Source organism: Pseudomonas putida (assembly GCF_028682635.1).
Classification (GTDB): domain Bacteria; phylum Pseudomonadota; class Gammaproteobacteria; order Pseudomonadales; family Pseudomonadaceae; genus Aquipseudomonas; species Aquipseudomonas putida_AE.
The window spans coordinates 49046-71274 of record NZ_JANHLK010000020.1 but is presented as its reverse complement, the minus strand read 5'-3'; the positions used below and the strand labels follow the sequence as shown (position 1 = coordinate 71274).

Below are 22229 nucleotides of genomic sequence, written 5' to 3'. Positions count from 1 at the left end.
TGCGCTGGTGCATCACTAAACCTGGTTAAGCTGATCACCAGTGAAAAACTTGCAGGAGAGCACCCATGCTCAGCCCCCTGAACACCCCACGCAACGCATTCTGGCTGCCGATTTTTGCCGGCCTGTGCGCCAGCCTGGTCAGCATTGGCCTGGCGCGTTTTGCCTATACGCCGTTGATTCCCTCGCTGATCCAGGCCCATTGGTTTTCCGCCAGCGACGTGGTGTACCTCGGTGCCGCCAACCTGGTGGGCTACCTGATCGGTGCACTGATCGGCCACCCGTTGGCGCGTCACACATCCAACAAAACTGTGCTGCGGCTGATGATGCTGGCGGTCACCCTGTCGTTCTTCGCCTGTGCCTTTCCCTTGTCGGTGAGCTGGTTTTTCGGCTGGCGTTTGCTCTCGGGCGTCGCCGGTGGCGCGATCATGGTGCTGGTGGCGTCGACGGTGTTGCCGCATGTGCCGGCCTCGCGCAAAGGGCTGGCCAGTGGCGCGATCTTTCTCGGCATCGGGCTGGGCATTGCCGGGTCGGGGACGATCGTCCCGCCACTGCTGAGCCTGGGCCTGCAGCAAACCTGGTTGGGACTCGGCTTGCTGGCACTGATATTGACTGCTATCAGCTGGTTTGGCTGGCCGTCGGCTGCGCCCCAGGCAACGATGACAGCGACGGCCGATGCCGTGTCGACCCGCACCCAGCCGGCCGTCTACCTGCTGTTTGCCCAATACGCACTCATGGCGGCGGGGCTGGTGCCAGCCATGGTGTTCCTGGTGGACTACGTGGCCCGCGGCCTCGGTGCCGGGCCACAGGTCGGGGCGCTTGTCTGGGTGATGTACGGCCTCGGCGCGATTGTCGGGCCGGTAAGCTATGGCTTTCTCGCGGATCAACTGGGGGCGAAGCCGAGTATTCGTCTGGTGCTGGTGGTGCAGGCGATTGCCGTGGCGCTGCTGTCGATCTCCAGCTCTTTCGCGGCATTGGTGCTGCTGGCAGTGATCCTCGGTTCGTTCCCTCCGGGCATCGTGCCGCTGGCACTGGCGCGGGTTCACGAATTGGTCCCCGGGCATCATCAGCAACAGGTGGTGTGGAGTCGCGCCACCGTATCGTTTGCCACCTTCCAGGCCATTTCCGGGTTCGCTTATTCCGCCTTGTTCAATACCAGCGGCGGCCATCATGGGCTGATGTTCGTGATTGCTGCCGGGGCGATTGTTTTGGCGTTGTTGCTGGAGTTGGCGGTGCGTTTATCGAGTCGGCCTGACTCTCTTGTTCAGGTCAGTTGCCCATGAAGATCAAAAGATCGCAGCCTGCGGCAGCTCCTACAAGGGGCCTGCATTCCCATGTAGGAGCTGCCAAAGGCTGCGATCTTTTGATTCTCCGCGCGAAAGCGCGGTCTCATTTAACGGACACTTTGCCCACAGGTATATGAAATGAATTTGCCCAAAGACATGACCCTGATCGAAATCACCCAACCCGGTGGCCCTGAAGTCCTGCAACCGCGCCAGGTGCCCTTGCCCACTGCAGGCGTCGGTGAAGTGCTGATCCGCGTGCATGCTGCCGGGGTCAATCGCCCCGACGTTCTTCAACGAGCCGGCAAGTACCCGATGAAACCCGGCATGAACCCAAACCCAGGTTTGGAAGTGGCCGGCGAAGTGGTCGCCGTTGGCGCAGATGTCAGCGAGTTTATCGTCGGCGACAAGGTCTGTGCGCTGACCAATGGCGGCGGTTATGCGCAGTATTGCGCGGTCCCGGCCAGCCAGGCGCTGCCGATCCCCGAAGGCATGGACTGGGTGCAAGCGGCGGCGGTCCCGGAAACCTTCTTCACGGTGTGGGCCAATCTGTTCGACATGGGCGGCGCCAGCAAAGGCCAGCGCGCGCTGATTCACGGTGGCACCAGTGGCATCGGCACCACCGCCTTGATGTTATGCCGCGAGTTCGGTGTCAAGGCATTTGCCACGGCGGGCAGTGAGGAGAAATGTGTGGCGATCCGCCAATTGGGCGCCGAAGCGATCAACTATCGCGATCAGGACTTCGTCCAGGTCATCCAGGAAAAAACCGCCGGCAAGGGCGTCAATGTCATCCTCGACATCATGGGCGCTTCGTACCTGAACCAGAATATCGCGGCACTGGGAATGGAAGGTCGACTGGTGATGCTGGGTTTCCTCGGCGGTGCCGTCGGCAAGGATGTCGACCTGCTGGCGATCATGAGCAAGCGCGCGACGGTCACCGGCTCGCTGCTGCGCCCGCGTACCCGGGAAGAAAAAGCCTCGATTGCCGAACAATTGCGCGAATACGTATGGCCGGTGCTGGCGGCCGGGCGTTGCCTGCCGATGATCGACAAGGTGTATGCGCTCACCGAGGCCTCCCAGGCCCATGCGCGAATGGAAGCTGGCGATCACATCGGCAAGATCGTGCTGCGCGTCGACTGATAGCGCCGCAAAACCCTGTGGGAGCGGGCTTGCTCCGGGCGGCGTTCCGACGAAGGCGGAGCATCAGTCTCACTAGTGCTGACTGACACATCGCCTTCGCGAGCAAGCCCGCTCCCACAGGGTGAACGACCGTCGCATTTTTCCCCACCCCACGCGCGCATCTGTTAAAACGCGGTCTTCATGTCCCTACCGGTGAACCACCCAATGCCCTCAGCCCTGCTCACCCGTCTACGCCTGCGCTGGCTGCCGCTGCTGTGCATGGCCGCGCTGGTCGTCGGCTTGCCCGTGGGTTGCGGCGCACTCAAGTACAAAGAGCGCGAGTTGCTGTTCCGCATCGAGCCGGGCACGGCCGGCTGGTATCGCGGCCTGCCGCAGGATGTGCAGGAATTCGACATCAAGCCTGCCAGTTTCAAGGCCGGGCAAAACCTGCATGCCTGGTGGTGGCCGGCCGCGCGCCGTGACGCGCCGTCGATCCTCTACCTGCATGGCGTACGCTGGAACCTGACCGGCCAGGCCTTTCGCATCGAGCAGTTGCGCGCCATGGGCTATTCGGTGCTGGCGATCGACTACCGCGGCTTTGGCCAGAGCAAGGGTGACTTGCCGTCGGAGGCCAGCGTTTACGAAGATGCCCGCGCTGCCTGGGAACGTTTCAGCACGATGCAACCGGACCCCGGCAAGCGCCTGATCTACGGCCACTCCCTGGGTGGCGCGGTGGCCATCGACCTGGCCGCAGACTTGGCCGCGCAAGCGAAAAAGCAGCATGGCGCCGTTCCGGTGCGCGGCCTGGTGATCGAGTCTACCTTCACTTCCCTGGGCGATGCCGTGGCGGAAGTGGCCGACAACAACCTGCCGGTGAACTGGCTGCCGGTGCGCTGGTTGCTGTCGCAGAAGTTCGACTCCATCGACAAGATCGTCGACATTCACATGCCGTTGCTGGTGGTCCATGGCCTGGCCGACCGGTTCATGCCTTCGAGGTTCAGTGAGCAACTGTTCAATGCCGCCAACGAACCCAAGCGTCTGTTGCTGATCCCCGGCGGCACCCACAACAACAGCATGAGCCTGGGCGGCAGCCAGTATCGTCAGGCGCTGGAAGGCTTGATGAAGGCCAAACCGCAGATCGCCGGGCCGATGGTCTCGCGTGACGCCCAGGACTCCTGAGGGTTATCGATAGCCCCGTGCCTGCAGGTCGAACAGCTGCGCATAACGCCCGCCCGCCGTGACCAGCGTGTCGTGATCGCCACGTTCCAGAATCGAGCCCTGATCCAGCACGATGATGTGATCGGCGTTGCGCACGCTGGAAAAACGGTGGGAGATCAGCAGGGTCATGCGGCCCTGGGTGTGCTGGCTGAAATGCTCGAACACCGCCGCTTCCGCCGCCGGGTCGAGTGCCGAGGTCGGCTCGTCGAGGATCAGGATATCGGCATCGCGGCGCATGTAGGCGCGCGACAGCGCGATTTTCTGCCACTGCCCGCCCGACAGCTCCAGCCCACCGGCAAACCAGCGCCCCAGTTGCGTGGCGTAACCGCGATCGAGCCGCTCGATGAACGGCGCGGCCATGCCTTCGGCGGCGGCTTGCTGCCAGCGTTGCTCGTCCTGGAACGCCAGGGTGTCGCCCACACCGATGTTCTCGCCGACGGAAAACTGGTAGCGAATGTAGTCCTGGAAGATCACCCCGATGCGCCGGCGCAGCGCATCTTCCTCCCAGTCCTGCAAGTCGCTGCCGTCCAGCAGGATGCGTCCTTGATCGGGACGGTAGAGCCGGGTCAAGAGTTTGATCAGCGTGGTCTTGCCCGAACCGTTCTCGCCCACCAGCGCCACACTGTGCCCCGGTACCAGGTGCAGGTCGATACCCGCCAGCGCGTCGCGACTGGCACCCGGGTAACGAAAGCCGACGTTCTCGAACCGCAGGCCATCGCCAGGCACCGCGCCCACCGTGAGATGGCCCGTGGCCGCGACCACGGGCTCGGCCAGGTATTCATAGAGGCTCGACAGGTAGAGGCCATCCTCGTACAGGCCGCTGATGGCGCTCAGGCTGCTGCTCACTGCCGACTGTCCCTGCTTGAACAACACCAGGTACATGGTCATCTGGCCGAGGCTGATGTTGCCGTGCACGGCATCGACCACCACCCAGGCGTAGGCCAGGTAGAACGCCGCGGTGCCCAGCAGGCCGAGGACAAATCCCCAGCCATCGCGACGCAGGGTCAGCCGCCGGTCCTCGGCATAGAGCCTGGCAAAGGTGTCGCGGTAACGCTGCAACAGCAGCGGCGCGAAACCGAACAGCTTGACCTCCTTGATGTAGCCCTCATGGGACAGCAACGTCTCGATGTAGGTCTGCTGTCGGCTCTCCGGCGCACGGCGGGTAAACAGGCGAAAGGCATCGCCGGAAAAATGCGCCTCGGCAAAAAACACCGGCAACGCGCCGACCACCAGCAACACCAGCGCCCAAGGCGAAAAATGCACCAGCAACACCCCGAAGCTGATCAGCACGATCAGGTTCTGGATCAGCCCCAGCGACTTCATCACCAACGCCAACGGCCGGGTCGAGGCTTCGCGCCGAACCCGCACCAGCTTGTCGTAGAACTCGGAATTCTCGAACTGCACCAGCGATAACGTCTGGGCCTTTTCCAGAATCATCGTGTTGACCTTCTGCCCCAGCTGCACCCGCAACAGCGACTGCTGCACCGACAGCGCACGCTGGGCACCCGACAGCAAGGCCAGTACCCCCGCCTCCAGCAGCACATAACGCACCACCGGCCACAAAGGCGCACTGCCTTGCTGCGCATGCAATTGCATGGCAAAGACCACGGCATCGACAATGCGCTGGCCCAGCCACGCCGCCAATGCCGGAAGCACACCGGCAATGAGGGTCGCCACCACCAGACCCAGAAACAATGCGCGCGAGGTGCCCCAGACCAGCAGCAAGGCACGCTGGGATTGGTCGAGCAATGAGGTGACGCGGGCAAATACCGGGCTCACTCCAAAGGCTCCGCCAAGGTATCGAGCCGCTCCCCCTGAAACCGCGCCCGATACCGCCCCGGACTCTCCCCCGTCCACTTCTTGAACGCCCGGTGAAATGCACTCGGCTCCTGGAAACCCAGTTGTTCGGCGATGTCGCCGATACTCGCCTGGCTCTCACGCAACTGTTCGAACGCCACTCCACGTCGCACTTCGTCCTTGATCTCCTGATAGGAACAGCCTTCGCGCTCGAGTTTGCGGCGGAAGGTACTGGGGCTCAGGTGTTGCTCGAGGGCAAAGGCCTGCAGGGTCGGCCACTCGCTGTAATGGCTGTTGCGCAAGCGCTGGTGCACCTGTGACGCCAGGCCGTGCTGGTTGCGAAAGCGGATCACCAGCCATTGTGGCGCGGTGCGCAGGAACACTTTGAGCGACGCCAGGTCCTGGACCACCGGCAGGCGCAGGTAGTGACTGGCGAACTCGATTTCGGTGCGCTCGGCGCCGAAGGTCAGGTTCGGCCCCCAGAGCAAACGGTCATCGCTGAGCGACAGGCGCCCGTGGCGAAAGTCCGCGCGGTCGATCGGGATGCGTCGTCCACCCAGCCAGCACATAAGGCTGATCATCAACACCAGGAAGGTCTCTTCGCCGAAACGGCTGACGTCTTCGTTGGCGCCCTGGCTTTGCAGGCTGATGACCGCTCGTTTGCCGCGCACGGTCAGGGTGCCGCGAAAATCGCGCAGGAACAGGCCGAAGTTGACCAGGCACTGGCGCATGGCCTTGTGCAGATCGGGCTCCTGGATCAATGCCCGGCAAATCAGGGCGAAGCTGCCCGGCGGCATGCCGTGGGAGTCGAGGCCGAAGAATTCGTCGTCGAGCTCGCGGATCTGGATCAGCCACAGCGCTGCGAACGCGCTGGCCGGTACCCGCGACGTGGGTTGCGCAATCACCGCCGGGTCGATGCCGGCCTGTTCGAGCACAGCCCGAACACGCTGCGGATCGTCCCCCAGCCCCTGGATCATTGCCTGCACGAAGTAGGCGGCCACCGAGTCCTTTTCCCGCATGCGAACGCTTCGCTCCCCATCACCCGAAATGGCAAAAAACATCAGTGCCGTTGAACAGTTTCAGCATAGGACAACCACCCTGCCGGCTCTAGACTCGCGGCAATAGTACGCTTTCGGCCATACAGGCGGCCAAGGTATCGCAGGGTTTATCGAAAGGACGGCAACATGAATCTGCAAAACATTGGCGTGATCGGCGCCGGCACCATGGGCAACGGCATCGCGCAGGTCTGCGCCCTGGCCGGTTTCAACGTGACCCTGGTGGACATCAGCGAGGGTGCCTTGCAAAAAGCCCTCGCCACCGTCGGCAAGAACCTTGACCGCCAGGTCGCCAAGGAAACCCTGAGCGCCGAGCAGAAAAACGCCGCCCTCGACAAAATCCGCCCCAGCACCGATTACAGCAACCTGCGCGACGCGCAACTGGTGATCGAGGCCGCCACCGAGAACCTCGAACTGAAACTGCGGTTGCTACAACAGGTTGCCGCACAGGTCGGCGCCGAGTGCGTGATCGCCTCCAACACGTCGTCGCTGTCGATCACCCAGCTCGCGGCCAGTGTCAGCCAGCCGGAACGCTTCATCGGCCTGCACTTCTTCAACCCGGTGCCGGTGATGGGCCTGATCGAAGTCATTCGCGGCCTGCAAACCAGCGATGCCACCCATGCCCTGGCGCTGGACATGGCGACCCGCCTGGGCAAGACCGCGATCACCGCCGGCAACCGCCCGGGGTTCGTGGTCAACCGGATCCTGGTGCCGATGATCAACGAAGCGATCCTGGTGTTCCAGGAAGGCCTGGCCAGTGCCGAAGACATCGACGCCGGCATGCGCCTGGGCTGCAACCAGCCTATCGGCCCCCTGGCCCTCGCGGACCTGATCGGCCTGGATACGCTGCTGGCGATCATGGAGGCCTTCCACGACGGCTTCAACGACAGCAAATACCGCCCGGCCCCATTGCTCAAGGAAATGGTCGCTGCCGGTTACCTGGGACGCAAGACGGGGCGCGGCTTCCATGCCTATGCCTGAGCGTTGTTCGCGTTTCGCCGAATACCGGGACAAGGTGCTGGAGCTGTTCGCCAGCAAGGGTTTCGGTCAGGTCGGCATGCGCGAGCTCGCGACGTGCCTGGGGCTTTCCCCGGGCTCGTTGTATCACCATTACCCGAGCAAACAGCACCTGCTGCTGGACTTGATCGAAGAGTTCTACGAAGAGCTGCTGGCCACGCTGGGGCGCATCAAGCAAAAGGCGCCGGGTAAACGCGACCGCCTCAACAGCCTGATCCGCGCGCACCTGAACCTGCATCGCGACATGCCCTGGCATTTTCGCCTGGTGGAACGCGACAGCGGCTGCCTGAACGACGAGCAACAGGCACGGGTTCGACATTTGAGCGAGCAGTACCAACGCCAATTGATGGTGATACTCGGCGCCCGTTCGCGGTTCAGCGAATCGGGCCTGCTGGCGGCCGGTCATGCCATCGCCGCCTTGCTCAACAGCGCGCCCAGCTGGCTGGCGTCCCATGCGCTGGAAGAAGGCGAGCACAATGAACTGCTGGAGAACATGGTCGGTGGCGCCATCGAGCGCTTGCTGGCGCCGAAGCGCCCAAGCGAGGCTATAAGCCTGGCCCGGCCTATCGAGAATCCATCTAAAAAAACCCAGGCTCCCACCGCGATTTAGCGCTTTGCTTGCCCAGTCAATCTCATCGGAATTCGCGCTGGTACCCGGCGTCCAATCCGATGTGTATCTTCAATGACCGGGAGCAGCACCATGAAAATCAGTCCCTACCTCATCTTCAATGGCGATTGCCGCGCCGCCTTCACGTTTTACCAGCAATGCCTGCAAGCCCAGCTCGAGGCGATGATGACGTTCGGCGAAACACCCGCCGCCGAGCACGTCCCCAAGGAACATCACCACCTGATCATCCACACCTGCCTGAAGGTCGGTGACCAGATGCTCATGGCCTCGGATACCACCCCCGACCGTCCGACCCAGGGCATGAGCGGTTGCTCGATTTCCCTGAACGTCGACAGCATTGCCGAAGCCGAGCGGGTGTTCAACGCACTGGCAGAAGGCGGCAAAGTCGACATGCCACTGGAAGCCACGTTTTGGGCCGCACGCTTTGGCATGCTGGTCGACCGCTTTGGTGTGTCGTGGATGGTCAATTGCGAAAAGGATCAGTGACACTGTTAAGACCGGCTGTCTGGCAACTCCCGGGCCGTCTGCTACCGTCAACTTCTAACCCCTGTAGCAGCGGCCCTTCGGAGAAAACCCACCATGCAAGCCCATGACGCGTCATGGTCCACCCGTTTCAAACTGTCCTTGCTGGCGGGCGGGCTCACCGCCGCGCTGCTGGCACTCAGCGGTTGCGCGACAGTCGATGCCCAGACCACCGCCTACGTCGGCGTGGAACATCCCGCACCGACGCTGCCCAGTGAAGTCGTGGTGCTGCGCACCGAGCCCCTTCGCCCGCACGTTCGACTGGGCGAAATACTGATCGACGCCAGTGTCGACCCCGCCCCGCCGATTACCGAGGTTGAAGAAAAATTGCGGGAAGAAACCGCCAAGCTCGGCGGCGATGCCGTGGTGGTGGTGTATGACCATATCCAGGCGGTCGGTGCCTATGTCAACGGGCCGCTATGGGCGCGCGACGTGCAGACCATCGAGGGGCGCAAACTCAAAGGGATCGTGATCAAGTACAAGTGAGGCGCGGGGATTTTTCGTCGAAAAATGCCGGTCGAGTAGCCTTCATCGGGCCTCGCCTGACAGGACACTGAATGAACCTTGTAGGAGCTGGCTTGCCAGCGAAGGCACCCGAACGACCAACGCAATACTCAAAGACGCCTTCGCCGGCAAGCCGGGCTCCTACAGTCCACCGCTACCCCAATTGATGGGAGCCCCGTAGACACCGTCCTGAGCCTACACCAACCGCTCAATCTTCTGATGCTGCCACACCAGCTTGTAATACAGCGTCTGCAACGCCAGCATCCCCAGATACGCCACAGGAAACGCCATCCACACCCCTTGCAGCCCGAACCGCGCGTCCAGCAGATACGCCACCGGCAACTGCACGCCCACCACGCACACGATCGAGATCGCCACCGGCACCATCACCGTGCCGCTGGCGCGCATGATGCCGCCGATGATCGCCTGGAAGCCGAACACCAGCAGGCTCCAGAGCATGATGTGCAGCAGATGCTCGGCCATGCTGCGGGTCGCATCCTCGGTGAGGAACGAGCCCAGCAGCCAGTGCGACAGCAAATACCCCAACACCACCAGGCCGCCGGTCAGGCACACGTTGATCATCAACCCGGTCTTCAAGATCGGCCCGATGCGTTCGATGCGCCCTGCCCCGATCGCCTGCGCCCCAAGGATCGACGCCGTGATCGCAATCGACAGCGCCGGGAACTGCACGTAATTGACGATCTGCGTCACCGCCCCGTACGCCGCCGTCGCCTGGGAACCGTGCTGGTTCACCAGCGCCAGGATCACCAGCTCCGACAGCGACAACACCACCATCTGCAAGCCGGTGGGCAAGCCAATGCGCAGCACCTTGCCGAGGATCGCCCTGTCCAGCTTCATCGCCACGAAAAATTCCCGGTCCGGCGCCAGCGGATGGCCCTTGCGAATCAGGCGCCACGCCAGCCACCCCATCGCCGCCAGGTTGCCCGCCAACCCGGCAAACGCCGCACTCTGGATCCCCATCGGCGGCAACCCCAGCCACCCGCGTATCAACGCCGGCGTCAACGCCAGGCCGATACAGGTCGACACCACCAGCGCCAGCAACGGCGAGAACGTATCGCTCACCCCGCGCAGCAACTGCGTGAACAACACGAACACCAACAGCGTCGGCATGAACCACAACATTACATGCGCATACGCCACCGCATCGTCCAGCACATCCCCCGGCGTCCCCAACCCCACCAGCGAATCCCGCGCAAACACACTCCCGACCACCGCCGCTACCAGCCCGATCAACAACCCCAACAACAAGGTTGACCCGGCAATGGCCTTCACCAGATGCGTCTCCCGCGCCCCCCAGGCCTGGCCGATCAACACACCCGCCCCCGCACCCAGGCCGATGACCAGGGCGATGAAGAAGAACACGATGGGGAACATGCCCGACACCGCCGCCAGGGCCTGGGTGCCGAGCATCTGGCCGATGTAGATGCTGTTGACCGTGCCGGACATCGACTGGAGGAAATTGGACAGGACCATGGGCGCGAGGAACAGCAGGTAGGTTTTCCAGAGGGCGCGTTGCGGTTGGGCTGGGGTTTGCATGGGGGTAGAGGTCCATCTCGACGGCGGGCGTGTTGATTGAGGATAGCTTCGGTGGCTGAAACCAAAGGGCGATGACCATCTCAGGTCTGTGTTTGGATTTCCAGTGAAGAGATGTGAAAGGTCTGAGATTTCGTTGTCACGGGTCCTACGCAAAGCTCGGAATGCCTCACCTTGCCCACTGAACCGATGAAGCTTATAGTCCGCCCCGTCGCCCACATGGCGATCAGGTTTGGCGACCTGTCTGATCGGGTGCAAAAGCTCTGCTTTCTTGCAGGTGCTGTTGCACGCACGCAAAGCTGTCTTTATGGCAGCTGTGCGCGGGAGACCTTCGGGTCTGCCGGATTCCGATCCCGGTTCGCCAACCTGCGTACAGCTGTCACCCATTCGTTTGGCGACGATTGATGGATAGCCAACTTTTCCCTGATCGGAGTTTCACCTATGGATAGATACATGCCCCTCACCGGAATCGACCTGGTTCCGGCCTCTCTGCTGATCGACACCCAAGCCCCCCTCGACGTCCTGCAAGCCATGGCGGATTACCGTATCCGCACCGTGACGCAAGTGCTGGAAAACATCGCCTTTCGTGCCGAAATTGGCTGCGACACGGTGGTGTTGTCCGACTTCTCAAAACTGCTGGCGATCCCATTACGCGATGGTTGCGATTTGATGGACGTGATTGGCCGACGCTTGCGTGCCCAAGCGGCGGAGTAAATGAAAAGGGCGCCCAAGGCGCCCGCTTCTTTGATCCGTCGACAAATGATCCTGGCCCATTTTTCTGAATGGCAACCAGCAACAGTCAATGAATCTTCCATTGGCAACGACCCAGCGAAACCCCTGATAACGACCCTGAAGCCTGGCACTGAATCTTGTCGCCCTTGCAGTCTCTCTTGCCCAACCTACCCGAACAGGGTACAAATCGCTCAAGTTGTACGACAACATACTAAAAAACTCCCACTCCACACCCGAGTTGTCCTATCACCCTTCGAGATCTGCCATGCCCCGCCCTACATTTGCGCAAACCGTACCGCCGCCCTTCCCCCGCCATCTCGCCTTGATCATTCTTTTGTGCATGGGCTGCGCATTCGCCGGCAACCATGTGGCGGCGCGGGTCGCTTTTGATGATGGCGCGGGTGTGTTGCTGGCGATTTTGATGCGTTCTGGCGGGACCTTGCTGGTGCTGGCAAGCCTGGTGCTGTGGCAAAGACAAAGTTTGCGTCTGCCGGCAGGTGCATGGCGCTGGCAATTGCTGTTGGGCCTTCTGATTACCGCGCAGAGCCTGTGTCTGTATTCTGCCGTCGCACGGGTCCCGGTGGCGCTGGCGCTGCTGGTGGCGAACGTGTTTCCCATCCTGCTGGCGTTGCTCACCTGGGCGCTGGGTGGCCCGAGACCGACCGCACGCACCGCTACGTTGATGGGTTTGATTCTGGTGGGGTTGGTGTTTGTGCTGGACGTCCCCGGACGCCTTTCGACCACGACCAGCGTCGGCCCGCAATGGCTGCTGGGCGTCGCGCTCGCGTTCTGCGCCGCCAGCGTGTTCGCCTGCGCGCTGTGGATCACCGACCACAAGTTGTCTCAGGTGCGTGGTTCGGTGCGCAGTCTGCTAACCATTTTCATCGTCTTCAGCAGCGTCAATCTGGCGGGACTGACGGGTGCCCTGCCTGGCGGACTAAACCTGCCCGCAACCTCGACCGGATGGCTGGCTCTGGCCACCCTGGTTGTGCTGTACGGCACCGGTTTTATCGTGCTGTTCATTTCAGTGCCTCGGCTGGACATGCCACGCAATGCACCGGTAATGAACATCGAGCCGTTGGCGACGTTGCTGATGGGCTGGATTGTGCTGGATCAAATGCTCAGCGCGGGGCAGATCCTGGGTGGGGTGATTGTGGTCACCGGCATCGTTTTGCTGACGTATCGCAAATCAGTTATCAAGGCTGACGCCGAAGCTGTGGCGTGAAATGCCTCGATGAACCGTTCGTTTCACTGCACCGCTTGCGCGATATCCCCACAAAAGAATATCGGTGCTGCCATCTCGCATTCGAGTGAAATGCAGCTGGCAACAGGCCCGCTGCGAAAGCTTTTGGCACCTTGCGCACGATATGTCATTGGGTGCGCAAGGTCGTCTCAGCCTGCAACAGGGCCGCATCCGGCCCTGATGAATTACTGCTGGGTGCCGGGCAGCAGTTCAAAGGTAGGGGTAAAAGGCGTAATGGCGGCCATCAACCGTTCGAAGGGTTTGTGGTCGCCTTCGAAGGTAGCTTTTCCCGCCGCGACGAGTTGAGCAAAGCTGGTTTTCCTTGCCATCACGCCTTCAAGATCCGAGCGGTCAAGGGTGATGGTCAGGTCAGCCTTTTTCGCTTGCTGCCCCTTGATGGTGGTCAGCGTTGAATTGCTCAACTCAACCACAAACTGTTCACCGTTGTCGGGTGTCCTGAGATTCAGAACCAGGTGTTGATCCGCAACCTTGCTGCCGTCCAGGGCAATGCCGAGGTATTCCAGCCACAACTCGGTGCTCATCGCGCGGATCATGTCCGGCCCGGTGGGTTTCGGCGGCACTCCCTTGGGCATGCCATGGCGTAGTTCATACGCCGCCGCCAGGAAGCTGTTGCGCACGCCCGCACTTTCCTTCTGATAACCAACCTGCTCATAGACGTCCGCGAGCAAGTCCTTGGCCTGGGTGTTCTGGGGTTCGGCGTACACCAGCTTATTGAGAATTTCATAGGCTTCGCGGTATTTGCCCTGATCGAACAGGGATTTGCCCTTGACCATGATTTTGTCCGCGCCCCCCATCATTTCCACGTACAGCGGTGCCGAATCTTTCGGAGACAACGGCATCAGTGTCGCCGGGTTGGCATCCCAGTAACCCAGGTAGCGGTTTATCACGGCACGGCTGTTGTGCTCTTCGGAGCCGTGGTAGCTATGGGTCGCCCAGTTGTTTTTCAGGCTTTCGGGCAACTTGTAGACGTTTTGGATCTCGTTGATGGTGACGCCCTGGTTGGCGGCGTGCAGCACGGCATTGTTCAGGTTGGCATAGGCATCGCGTTGCGCGCGCATGACGTCCTGAATACGCTCATTGCCCCAGCGTGGCCAACTGTGGGAGGCGAACATGACATCGGCCTGTTGCCCGTAGCGATACAGGGCGTTGTTGATGTTTTTCGACCAGACCAGTGGATCACGGACCAGAGCACCGCGCAGGGTGTAGATGTTATGGATGGTGCCGACGATGTTTTCAGCTGCCCAGAATGCCTTGAACTGCGGGAACCAGGTGTTCATCTCTGCCGGCGCCTCGGTGCCGGGAGTGCTTTGGAACTCCATTTCCACACCGTCGATGGTCAGGGACTCGAAATCTTTCTCGATGTAGCGATTGGGTTCGATCAGGCCCATGTTGCCTAGCGAGGCATTTTTTCCGATAGCCATGTCGACATGGCCATAGGGGCTGTGCGGCAGCATCACGCCATATTGGAAAAAGGCGCGCCGGGTCATGGCGTTGCCGGCGTAGACGTTTTCAGCCACGGCATGCTCCATGAAACCGGTGGGTGCTATGAGCGGGATCTTGCCGCTGCGCACATCGGCTTCATCGACCAGACCGCGGACACCACCGAAATGGTCGGCATGGGAGTGAGAGATCACTATCGCCACGACCGGGCGCTTGCCGAGTTTTTCATTGATGAAATCCAGCGCAGCCTTGGCGGTTTCCTTCGACATCAGGGTGTCGAACACAATCCAGCCCGTATCGCCCTTGATGAATGTGATATTGGCCAGGTCAAACCCACGCACTTGGTAAATCTTTTCCGGAACGACCTCATACAGACCGAAGGCCATGTTGAGTACCGCCTGGCGCTGCAAGGACGGATTGATACTGTCGTAGTCCTTGCCCCCGAGCAGGAAGTCATAGCTGCCCATGTTCCAGGCGACATTTCCGGCTTCGGCCATGATCTTGTTGTAGGACGGTGCCGCGATGAAGCCTTTCCTGGCCTCTTCAAAATCACGGTTGTCCGCGAACGGAAGGGTCTTGCGTACAGCATTTTGCGCTTCGATCGTGTAGGACGAAGGCGCTTTACCCTTGCTGTCGAAGTGCGAATTTTGTGTCGCTACCGGTTCAGGATTTGCGTCGTTTGCCACGGCAGCAAAGAGCATAGGGCTGATGCCGCTCCCAAGGGTGATTGCCAATGCCAGATGAAGGGTCTTGTTGTGCATGGGGGTTCCTGCGCCAGAGGGCCATGAGCGTCAATGGGGAAATTTGCGCTCGATTGTATTCATTGGGTACGCGTCACCTTGACCCGCCTGGCCATGAATAGCATATTCATTTCATTACGAAAAATTCCGTTTCAGCCATTTTCGATAACATAAAGGTTATGAGATGACACCGCGTCGCTTACGTCAGTTTCTGGCATTGATTGAGCAGGCACACTTTGGTCGAGCGGCCAAAGCGCTGGGGGTTTCCCAGCCGGCGCTGAGCAAAAGCATCCAGTTGCTGGAGAGCGAACTGGGGGTCACGCTGTTTGATCGACGCTCAGACGGCGTCGTATTGACGGCGTTTGGTCAGTTGCTACGGGAAAAAAGCCAGCGCCTGTTAGTGGCCGAGGAGGATTTGCGCCGCGATATCACCCTGTTGGCGGGTGGCGATATCGGCGCGCTGAAAGTGGCCTTGGGTCCCTATCCGAGTGTCACCAGCGGATACGCCAGCATCGCGCGTTTGCATGCCCGACATCCGCAGATCAAGGTCACTGCCCATGTCGCCGGCTGGCGCGAAGTCGCTCATCAGGTCGCCACGGGTGCAGTGGACCTGGGGATCGCCGAAATCAGTACCTTGCAAGGCCGGGAAGAGTTCACCTGTGAGTTGCTGGGTGAGCATGTGGGCCGTCTGTTTTGTCGCCCCGGCCATCCCCTGCTATCGCAAAAACGTTCACCAACGCTGGCGCAAACACTCGACTACCCTTGGGTGGCCTCGCGCATTCCGCTGCGGTTGGCGACCCATTTGCTTCCGGCAACGTTGGGCTGTGCCGGCGCCTACGATCCCTTGACGGGTGATTTCGTACCGGCGATCGAAATAGACGTGCCCATGCAAATTGTCAAATTCGTCGAGAACAGCAATGCCCTTGCGTTAGGCAATCTATCGACTTTCGAGCAGGAAATCAGCGCAGGGGCGATCGTGCCGTTGCCCGCCCATGACCCTGCCCTGCGTACCCGTTATGGCTTCATTTACCTGAAAGAGCGCTCACTGCCACCCGCGGTAGAGATTTACATGCGGGAGGTGCGAGCTGTGGAAGCAGAAATTTGTCAGCGTGAACGCATCCTGGCCCGGATGGGCAGCGAGTGAACTGAGTTATATATCCAGGAACGCAATGCGACATTATTGAGCTATACCCAATAGTCCCCCCAACGCACTTCTTCCATTCTTGGAGGTTGGCAATGAAACCCTGTCTCTCCCTTTCAGCACTATTGATGACCGCAACGCTCTTGGGCTGCTCCAGCTCTTCACACCAACAGTCAATGAATCTTCCTTTGGCAGCGACCCAGCGAAACCCCGGTCACACCGCCACGACTACATTGACCGGCGAAGGCAATCAGACCAACTTTGACTTCTACCTGACCGGCGTTCCCAACGGCACCATCCTGCCGCCCCGCATCTACACCTTCATCAACAAAGGCAGTTGCCAGCAACCCGGGGCAGTCGCGTTCGCAATGAACGACAAGGTCAACACTGAACCCAATGCAGGCACCGGTGGATGGACGTTTTACAGGAGCGCGCCGATCGCCATGCCAGACCTGCTTTCCGGCAAGTACGCCGTCGTCGTGCGCACTTCACCCGAGGATGGCAGCGCCGATATTTTCTGCGGCGATGTTGTACATGCGACTCGATGAAACACCCATCGCCGTGAGTAGTTGAGTCGCGTTGTATGTGGTGATTGTGTTTACCGTTTCCAGGTTGGTGTTAACCCAGTTTGTAATACTGGCGTTACATCAGCCACTGAAGCACTGCAATCGCCCGTTCATTTGAAAAAACCGCACTAGACTCCTTCCTGCGCCTTAATCCGTGCACGGTCATGCAGTAATGGGGAAATGATTCTGTACGCAGTACCTAGGCTAATTACTCGGTGGTCAATGCATCAGGGGACAATGTAAATATGCACTCATCACCCGGTTGCCAACACTTTGAAACAACGAGGAATCCTGGTATGGAACAGCTATCGGATCGTTTCAGACGCTCAATAGTGTTTGCCGCGCTTTTGTCATTGACCGGGCTTGCCCACGCAGCCCAGACGGAAAAGACCAATATCCTGTTTATCGTCTCCGACGATACCGGCTATGGCGACCTGGGCCCCTACGGCGGTGGGGTCGGTCGAGGCATGCCCACGCCCAGCATCGATCAATTGGCGGCAGAAGGGGTCACCTTCTACTCGTTTTATGCCCAGCCCAGCTGCACTCCGGGTCGGGCGGCCATGCAAACCGGGCGTATCCCCAATCGTAGCGGCATGACCACCGTGGCCTTCCAGGGCCAGGGCGGTGGCTTGCCGGCAGCCGAGTGGACCTTGGCGTCGGTGTTGAAAACCGGCGGCTACGACACCTACTTCACCGGCAAATGGCACTTGGGCGAAGCCGATTATGCGCTGCCCAATGCCCAGGGTTATGACGTGATGAAGTACGTCGGCCTGTACCACCTCAACGCCTACACCTACGCAGACCCGACCTGGTTCCCGGACATGGATCCGGAAACCCGCGAGATGTTCCAGAGGGTCACCAAGGGCGCATTGTCCGGCAAGGCGGGGGAAAAACCGGTCGAGGAATTCAAGGTCAATGGCCAGTACGTGGACACGCCGGTCGTAGACGGCAAACCCGGCGTGGTCGGCATTCCGTTCTTTGATAACTATGTCGAAAAAGCCGCCCTGGAGTTTCTCGACACGGCGGCCAAATCGGACAAGCCGTTTTTCATCAACGTCAACTTCATGAAAGTGCACCAGCCCAACATGCCGGCGCCGGAGTTCGTTCACAAGTCCATGTCCAAGTCCAAGTACGCCGATTCCGTCGTCGAACTCGATACCCACATCGGCCGCATCATGGACAAGCTCAGGGCGCTCGGCCTGGATAAGAACACCCTGGTGGTCTACACCACTGACAACGGGGCCTGGCAGGATGTCTATCCGGACGCCGGCTACACCCCGTTCCGCGGCACCAAGGGCACGGTGCGTGAAGGCGGCAACCGGGTACCGGCCATTGCCGTCTGGCCAGACAAGATCAAGCCGGACAGCAAAAACCACGAAATACTCGGTGGCCTGGACTTGATGGCGACGTTCGCTTCTGTGGCTGGCGTGAAGTTGCCGGAGAAAGATCGCGAAGGTCAGCCCATCATCTTCGACAGCTATGACATGACCCCGGTACTCACCGGCAACGGCCCTTCTCCACGCAAGGAGTGGTTCTTCTTCACCGAGAACGAACTGTCACCGGGGGCGGCCCGTGTCGGCAACTACAAGGCCGTGTTCAACCTGCGCGGCGACAATGGCGCGCAAACCGGTGGTTTGTCGGTGGACACTAACCTGGGATGGAAAGGCGGCGAAAAATATGTGGCCGTCGTGCCGCAGGTCTATGACTTGTGGCAAGACCCGCAAGAGCGCTATGACCTGTTCATGAACAACTTTACCGAACGCACCTGGACAATGGTCCCGATCTCGGCCGCGATCATCAAGTTGATGAAAACCTACGTCGATTACCCTCCCCGCAAACTGCAAAGCATGGGTTATGACGGGCCGATCGAGCTGTCGCAGTACCAGAAATTCCAGTACGTGCGCGACGTCCTGAAAAAAGAAGGTATCAACTTGCCGATGCCAGCGGGTAACTGATCAGGCAGGCGAAGCATGGCGGCTTCATCAGGGGGTCGCCACTTCGCAAGCAGCGGAGAATGGAGCGATGGCAAATGACAGCTAAGCTTCCTCTGGAGTGAGCTCTTCACTACAACCTCGGAGGGGAGCCAATGAAACGCTTCGTCATGCTTATCACCATCACTTTGCTGACCACTGCTTGTCAGTCGGATGATTACGGCATCACCAAACTTGATAATTGTGTCTGCTATAAAACGCCCGAGGGACAACACATACAACTGTCGCAAGTGGCATCTATAGACCCTGACACCTTGCAGGAAAATTTCTCGCATTGCGTTTGCCGAGCCTTGGTTGACCTGAAGAAGGTCGATGATCCCGGTAAATTTTTCGTGCCCGGAACTGAAATCAAAACTCAAATCAAGTAAGGGTCTTGTGTCGGCAGCCTCATAGTTCGGGCATTGGCCGGCTTTCGTTCGGCGACGATTTATGCCACGGATAGCCCTTCGAACTGAGTTGAAAGGCGTAATCGAACAAACGCTTCATGTACTCGCCATCGAATTTGCGGGTGCGCGTAAAGTCAAAATCGGCGCCAATGTAGGCAAGGTTGAAGTCGGCTCCATCCTGCTGCGCCATACGGTAGATGCGCTCCAGGTCGCTGATCCCCTGGGTCTGGATCAACGCACTGATGGCCCGCCCGCCGATGCTCAACGTACGGCGCTTCGTCCCGGACCACTGCGGCTCCAATGTCCCGTTACGAATGACATAGAAATGCCGTTCCCGTCGCAAAGGGACTCCGGCAGCACGGTTCAGTCCCACCAAAGTGCCAGGCGGGTAAAGAAACACTTGGGTGATCACCCCGCCGTCCACGTGCATTTCATGAAACTGTTGGCCGTCTACTTCCACATCGATCATGACGGGTGAGACCGCGCCTGGAATGCTCATCGACGCGAGCATGATGCTACGGAACAGGTCGAGCGCGCCCGGTGCCTGGCTTGAGGCAATGGCGCCCATGTTCCAGGTGACGGGTCGCCCTGAATCAAGGTCGGTTGTGCCGATCAGCAGGATTCTTCCTTTGGCGTATTCCGAAGCTATCGCCGCAAGAATCCGCGTAGTGATGTATCTGGAAATGAGCCGCGACAGTGGCTTGCTGTCCGCGATACCGTCGCTGGCAAAACGGGTGAGCACGTTTCGCGAATGAAAGATGTCTTTGGGACCAACTGCGTTGGAGACGTAGCGAATCACACCGTCGTACTCAGGCCCCAGGTAAGCGAACGGGGCGATCAGGGCACCCGCGCTGATACCCGTGACCACCTTGAACACGGGCCGGGTTCCATGGGTAGTCCATCCAGCAATCAGCCCCGCGGCGAATGCGCCGGCATCACCGCCGCCGGAAACGGCCAACATGCTTGCCAGCGGCAGGATATCGTTCGGCTTCCCGGCCTTGGCCAGCTCCTCGCTTTCACGTTTGTTGGCCTGAACCGCATCCTGGATGAACGGTGTCAGGTCGTGGTCCAACCGGTAGCGGGCATTGGGTATACCCGGGATGACCGCTTTGTCCGTCAAGGTTTGCGGAACGGCGTCACGGCGAGGCAGACAGGCTTGAAGAAACATGTCCAGGGTCAAGTCGCCGGGTTTGAGCGGGAATGGTTTCACAACGCTTCCTCCGGTGCGTGAGACAGCTGCATGCCAGCCGAGCGCGACAGCTCATTCGAACGCCAGGTCGCTCAGTTTGCGCTCCTTTACAGGATAAAAAAACTTGAAAGCACCTGGCCGCGCTGCAAAGTTGTCTGTGAACCCATCCAACACTCATTCCAACAACGAAACCAACCGCGGCTCAATCAGACCGTCTTCAATTTCGAGCAATGCCAACGTCACCGGCAGCTTGAAACGCCGCGGCCCCGCGCTGCCTGGATTAAGGAATAGCCGCTCCCCACGCCACTCTATCCGCGGCTTATGAGAATGCCCGGTAATCACCAGCCTTGTACCTTCATCCAGTACCGCCGGTACGTCAGCCATGTCGTGAACCAGCAAGGTCAACCACCCATTGAGGTCGAAACTCAGGTGATCGGCGATGTGCTCCGCCCACGGGGCCGCCTGGTCATTGTTCCCGCGCACGACATGCAGCGGCGCAATCGCCGCCAGTTGTTCGAGGATTTGCGCTTTGCCGATGTCGCCGGCGTGAATGATCCGTTCACAGCCCTGCAACGCCGCGAGGGCTTCGGCGCGGAGCAAGCCGTGGGTATCGGAGATCACGCCAACTTTCATGCCAGGCTCCAGGAATGAATACAGGTCCCCATCGCGTTGTTTGCGTGTTCCGGGATCAGCTGCTTGACTCACTCCGGCACACGGTCAACGACAGGGATGTTCGCCAGCACTACCTTAGCCGAGTCCGGCCTGATCCACGATCTGCACTTTCATTGACTCAGGTCTGAAACCAGTGCGATTAGCTCTGGATAATATTTTTTTCAGGTTTTTCAATAGGCTATAGATGACCGCCCAACTCTTTGCTGTTCATGGCCTGGTGAGCTTCACGCTCGCTATCCTGCTGCTCTTCCTGGGCAAGACGCTGGTCCAGCACAGCACCTTGCTGCGCCAATACTGCATTCCCGAATCGGTGGTCGGCGGTTTTGTCTGTGCGGCGGTCACCAGCGTTTTGTACTTCGGTCTCAACATCCAGGTCGAATTTGACCTGCAAGTTCGCGACACCATGCTGCTGTACTTCTTTGCCGGCATCGGCTTGAAGTCGGACATGCGCCAGTTGATCAAGGGTGGGTGGCCGCTGATGATCCTGCTGGTGCTCGCCACCGTGTTCATCTTCCTGCAAAACGCGCTGGGCATGGGCATGGCCGAGGTCTTCGGGCTTGATCCCAAGGCAGGCCTGATGGTGGGTTCCATCTCCCTCACCGGTGGGATTGGCACTAGCCTGGCCTGGGCACCGCTGTTCGTCGAAAAGCTGGGCATCCAGAACGCGCACGAATTGGGGATCGCCAGCAACACCGTCGGCCTGATTGCCGCCTGTGTGATCGGCGGCCCTATCGCCAACCGGTTGATCCGCCGCCATCAACTCACGCCGTCCCGGGATGCGGGGCTGGAAGTCGGCATTCTCGAGCAACAGCAGAGCAAGCCGCTGGACTACTACGACGTGCTCTGGGCGTGGATGTGGCTCAACCTGACCTTGATGCTCGGTTATGGGCTCAACCTGGTGCTGGTCGACAGCGGGATCACCCTGCCCAAGTTCGTCAGTTGCCTGTTCGCCGGTATCGTCATTCACCACCTTGTTCGGGCACTTATTGGCGAGCAGCGCCTGAAGTCCTGGAGCGGTGCCAGCCAGGGCCTCGCGCTGATTTCCGACGTCTGCCTGGGCATGTTTTTGACCATGGCGCTGATGGGCTTGCAGTTGTGGCAGCTCAGCGGCGCGTTGCTGTTCATTGCTTGTGCGTTGACCCTGCAGATTCTGTTGACGGTGCTCTATACGTATTTTGTGGTGTTTCGTTTCATGGGTCGCAACTATGAAGCCAGCGTGATCGCTTCAGGCTTTGGCGGGATTGCGCTCGGTTCTACCGCGACCGCCATCGTCAATATGACCACCGTGACCCAGAAGTATGGTGCGGCGCACCAGGCGTTTCTTATCGTGCCGCTGGTGTGTGGGTTTTTCATTGATCTGGTTAATGCCGTGATCATTGGGATGTTCAGTGGTCTGTAGCGGGTGAAGCTCCAC

At 60.0% G+C, this 22229-nt stretch carries 20 protein-coding genes; 14 read left to right on the top strand and 6 right to left on the bottom strand.

Annotated features, from left to right (window positions below; all coding sequences use genetic code 11):
• Nucleotides 1-65 precede the first annotated feature (65 nt).
• From NPS56_RS22420 to NPS56_RS22410, 3 genes are all read left to right on the top strand, one after another.
• A complete protein-coding gene (locus NPS56_RS22420) occupies nucleotides 66-1280 on the top strand; it encodes a YbfB/YjiJ family MFS transporter (protein ID WP_274076646.1) in 1215 nt (404 codons plus the stop codon).
• A 141-nt stretch (nucleotides 1281-1421) separates the two neighbouring features.
• The gene (locus NPS56_RS22415) at nucleotides 1422-2420 is read left to right on the top strand and encodes an NAD(P)H-quinone oxidoreductase (RefSeq protein ID WP_274076645.1); all 999 of its coding nucleotides are present in this window, start codon (nucleotides 1422-1424) and stop codon (nucleotides 2418-2420) included.
• A gap of 204 nt (nucleotides 2421-2624) precedes the next feature.
• Entirely contained in the window at nucleotides 2625-3578 is a 954-nt protein-coding gene (locus tag NPS56_RS22410; protein ID WP_274076644.1) for an alpha/beta hydrolase, read from the top strand.
• Between the two features lie 3 nt (nucleotides 3579-3581).
• Here the strand turns inward: NPS56_RS22410 and NPS56_RS22405 are convergent, their stop codons facing one another.
• Together NPS56_RS22405 and NPS56_RS22400 are read right to left on the bottom strand one after the other, a co-directional pair.
• Nucleotides 3582-5396: an ABC transporter ATP-binding protein gene (locus NPS56_RS22405; protein ID WP_274076643.1), complete on the bottom strand. Its 1815-nt coding sequence runs from the start codon at nucleotides 5394-5396 to the stop codon at nucleotides 3582-3584.
• Nucleotides 5393-6433 (bottom strand): AraC family transcriptional regulator, encoded by a 1041-nt coding sequence (locus tag NPS56_RS22400; protein ID WP_274076642.1) that lies wholly within the window; start codon nucleotides 6431-6433, stop codon nucleotides 5393-5395. The genes NPS56_RS22405 and NPS56_RS22400 overlap by 4 nt, the downstream gene beginning before the upstream one ends.
• Before the next feature lie 165 nt (nucleotides 6434-6598).
• On the opposite strand from NPS56_RS22400, the gene NPS56_RS22395 reads away from it, so the two are divergent.
• From NPS56_RS22395 to NPS56_RS22380, 4 genes are all read left to right on the top strand, one after another.
• Entirely contained in the window at nucleotides 6599-7450 is an 852-nt protein-coding gene (locus NPS56_RS22395; RefSeq protein ID WP_274076641.1) for a 3-hydroxybutyryl-CoA dehydrogenase, read from the top strand.
• Entirely contained in the window at nucleotides 7437-8096 is a 660-nt protein-coding gene (locus tag NPS56_RS22390; protein ID WP_274076640.1) for a TetR/AcrR family transcriptional regulator, read from the top strand. The genes NPS56_RS22395 and NPS56_RS22390 overlap by 14 nt, the downstream gene beginning before the upstream one ends.
• Nucleotides 8097-8186: 90 nt before the next feature.
• Nucleotides 8187-8600 carry a VOC family protein gene (locus NPS56_RS22385; RefSeq protein ID WP_274076639.1) on the top strand — a complete coding sequence of 138 codons (414 nt, stop codon included), beginning with the start codon at nucleotides 8187-8189 and terminating at the stop codon, nucleotides 8598-8600.
• A 93-nt stretch (nucleotides 8601-8693) separates the two neighbouring features.
• On the top strand, nucleotides 8694-9122 hold the full coding sequence (locus NPS56_RS22380) for a hypothetical protein (RefSeq protein ID WP_274076638.1): 429 nt from the start codon (nucleotides 8694-8696) through the stop codon (nucleotides 9120-9122).
• A 213-nt stretch (nucleotides 9123-9335) separates the two neighbouring features.
• On the opposite strand, the gene NPS56_RS22375 is transcribed toward NPS56_RS22380, so the two are convergent.
• Nucleotides 9336-10697 (bottom strand): MATE family efflux transporter, encoded by a 1362-nt coding sequence (locus tag NPS56_RS22375; protein ID WP_274076637.1) that lies wholly within the window; start codon nucleotides 10695-10697, stop codon nucleotides 9336-9338.
• A 438-nt stretch (nucleotides 10698-11135) separates the two neighbouring features.
• Here NPS56_RS22375 and NPS56_RS22370 point away from each other — a divergent pair, with 438 nt between their 5' ends.
• Both NPS56_RS22370 and NPS56_RS22365 read left to right on the top strand, forming a co-directional pair.
• On the top strand, nucleotides 11136-11408 hold the full coding sequence (locus tag NPS56_RS22370; protein ID WP_274076636.1) for a hypothetical protein: 273 nt from the start codon (nucleotides 11136-11138) through the stop codon (nucleotides 11406-11408).
• 283 nt (nucleotides 11409-11691) lie between these two features.
• Complete coding sequence (locus NPS56_RS22365; RefSeq protein WP_274076635.1) at nucleotides 11692-12651, top strand: EamA family transporter; 960 nt, start codon at nucleotides 11692-11694, stop codon at nucleotides 12649-12651.
• 203 nt (nucleotides 12652-12854) lie between these two features.
• Here the strand turns inward: NPS56_RS22365 and NPS56_RS22360 are convergent, their stop codons facing one another.
• Nucleotides 12855-14891, bottom strand: coding sequence for an alkyl/aryl-sulfatase (locus NPS56_RS22360; RefSeq protein ID WP_274076634.1), 2037 nt, complete (start codon nucleotides 14889-14891; stop codon nucleotides 12855-12857).
• A 163-nt stretch (nucleotides 14892-15054) separates the two neighbouring features.
• Here NPS56_RS22360 and NPS56_RS22355 point away from each other — a divergent pair, with 163 nt between their 5' ends.
• The 4 genes from NPS56_RS22355 to NPS56_RS22340 all read left to right on the top strand — a co-directional run bounded on the left by NPS56_RS22355 (nucleotide 15055) and on the right by NPS56_RS22340 (nucleotide 18936).
• A complete protein-coding gene (locus tag NPS56_RS22355; protein WP_274076633.1) occupies nucleotides 15055-16014 on the top strand; it encodes a LysR family transcriptional regulator in 960 nt (319 codons plus the stop codon).
• A gap of 92 nt (nucleotides 16015-16106) precedes the next feature.
• Entirely contained in the window at nucleotides 16107-16559 is a 453-nt protein-coding gene (locus NPS56_RS22350; RefSeq protein ID WP_274076632.1) for a hypothetical protein, read from the top strand.
• A 314-nt stretch (nucleotides 16560-16873) separates the two neighbouring features.
• Nucleotides 16874-18532: an arylsulfatase gene (locus NPS56_RS22345; protein ID WP_274076631.1), complete on the top strand. Its 1659-nt coding sequence runs from the start codon at nucleotides 16874-16876 to the stop codon at nucleotides 18530-18532.
• Nucleotides 18533-18663: 131 nt separating this feature from the next.
• Nucleotides 18664-18936: a hypothetical protein gene (locus NPS56_RS22340; protein WP_274076630.1), complete on the top strand. Its 273-nt coding sequence runs from the start codon at nucleotides 18664-18666 to the stop codon at nucleotides 18934-18936.
• 19 nt (nucleotides 18937-18955) lie between these two features.
• Here NPS56_RS22340 and NPS56_RS22335 read toward each other — a convergent pair whose 3' ends face one another.
• Nucleotides 18956-20164, bottom strand: coding sequence for a patatin-like phospholipase family protein (locus NPS56_RS22335; RefSeq protein ID WP_274076629.1), 1209 nt, complete (start codon nucleotides 20162-20164; stop codon nucleotides 18956-18958).
• 153 nt (nucleotides 20165-20317) lie between these two features.
• The gene (locus NPS56_RS22330) at nucleotides 20318-20776 is read right to left on the bottom strand and encodes a metallophosphoesterase family protein (RefSeq protein WP_274076628.1); all 459 of its coding nucleotides are present in this window, start codon (nucleotides 20774-20776) and stop codon (nucleotides 20318-20320) included.
• 223 nt (nucleotides 20777-20999) lie between these two features.
• On the opposite strand from NPS56_RS22330, the gene gltS reads away from it, so the two are divergent.
• Entirely contained in the window at nucleotides 21000-22214 is a 1215-nt protein-coding gene (gene gltS / locus NPS56_RS22325; protein WP_274076627.1) for a sodium/glutamate symporter, read from the top strand.
• Nucleotides 22215-22229 lie beyond the last annotated feature (15 nt).

What these genes read in the sequence shown, in the direction of transcription:
- NPS56_RS22395 (WP_274076641.1), top strand. Translation starts at nt 6,599, where the DNA reads ATGAATCTGCAAAACATTGGCGTGATCGGCGCCGGCACCATGGGCAAC.
- NPS56_RS22345 (WP_274076631.1), top strand. Translation starts at nt 16,874, where the DNA reads ATGGAACAGCTATCGGATCGTTTCAGACGCTCAATAGTGTTTGCCGCG.
- NPS56_RS22420 (WP_274076646.1), top strand. Translation starts at nt 66, where the DNA reads ATGCTCAGCCCCCTGAACACCCCACGCAACGCATTCTGGCTGCCGATT.
- NPS56_RS22380 (WP_274076638.1), top strand. Translation starts at nt 8,694, where the DNA reads ATGCAAGCCCATGACGCGTCATGGTCCACCCGTTTCAAACTGTCCTTG.
- NPS56_RS22330 (WP_274076628.1), bottom strand. Translation starts at nt 20,776, where the DNA reads ATGAAAGTTGGCGTGATCTCCGATACCCACGGCTTGCTCCGCGCCGAA.
- NPS56_RS22360 (WP_274076634.1), bottom strand. Translation starts at nt 14,891, where the DNA reads ATGCACAACAAGACCCTTCATCTGGCATTGGCAATCACCCTTGGGAGC.
- NPS56_RS22415 (WP_274076645.1), top strand. Translation starts at nt 1,422, where the DNA reads ATGAATTTGCCCAAAGACATGACCCTGATCGAAATCACCCAACCCGGT.
- NPS56_RS22390 (WP_274076640.1), top strand. Translation starts at nt 7,437, where the DNA reads ATGCCTATGCCTGAGCGTTGTTCGCGTTTCGCCGAATACCGGGACAAG.
- NPS56_RS22340 (WP_274076630.1), top strand. Translation starts at nt 18,664, where the DNA reads ATGAAACGCTTCGTCATGCTTATCACCATCACTTTGCTGACCACTGCT.
- NPS56_RS22375 (WP_274076637.1), bottom strand. Translation starts at nt 10,697, where the DNA reads ATGCAAACCCCAGCCCAACCGCAACGCGCCCTCTGGAAAACCTACCTG.
- NPS56_RS22400 (WP_274076642.1), bottom strand. Translation starts at nt 6,433, where the DNA reads ATGCGGGAAAAGGACTCGGTGGCCGCCTACTTCGTGCAGGCAATGATC.
- NPS56_RS22370 (WP_274076636.1), top strand. Translation starts at nt 11,136, where the DNA reads ATGGATAGATACATGCCCCTCACCGGAATCGACCTGGTTCCGGCCTCT.
- NPS56_RS22365 (WP_274076635.1), top strand. Translation starts at nt 11,692, where the DNA reads ATGCCCCGCCCTACATTTGCGCAAACCGTACCGCCGCCCTTCCCCCGC.
- NPS56_RS22385 (WP_274076639.1), top strand. Translation starts at nt 8,187, where the DNA reads ATGAAAATCAGTCCCTACCTCATCTTCAATGGCGATTGCCGCGCCGCC.
- gltS (WP_274076627.1), top strand. Translation starts at nt 21,000, where the DNA reads ATGACCGCCCAACTCTTTGCTGTTCATGGCCTGGTGAGCTTCACGCTC.
- NPS56_RS22350 (WP_274076632.1), top strand. Translation starts at nt 16,107, where the DNA reads ATGAAACCCTGTCTCTCCCTTTCAGCACTATTGATGACCGCAACGCTC.
- NPS56_RS22410 (WP_274076644.1), top strand. Translation starts at nt 2,625, where the DNA reads ATGCCCTCAGCCCTGCTCACCCGTCTACGCCTGCGCTGGCTGCCGCTG.
- NPS56_RS22355 (WP_274076633.1), top strand. Translation starts at nt 15,055, where the DNA reads ATGACACCGCGTCGCTTACGTCAGTTTCTGGCATTGATTGAGCAGGCA.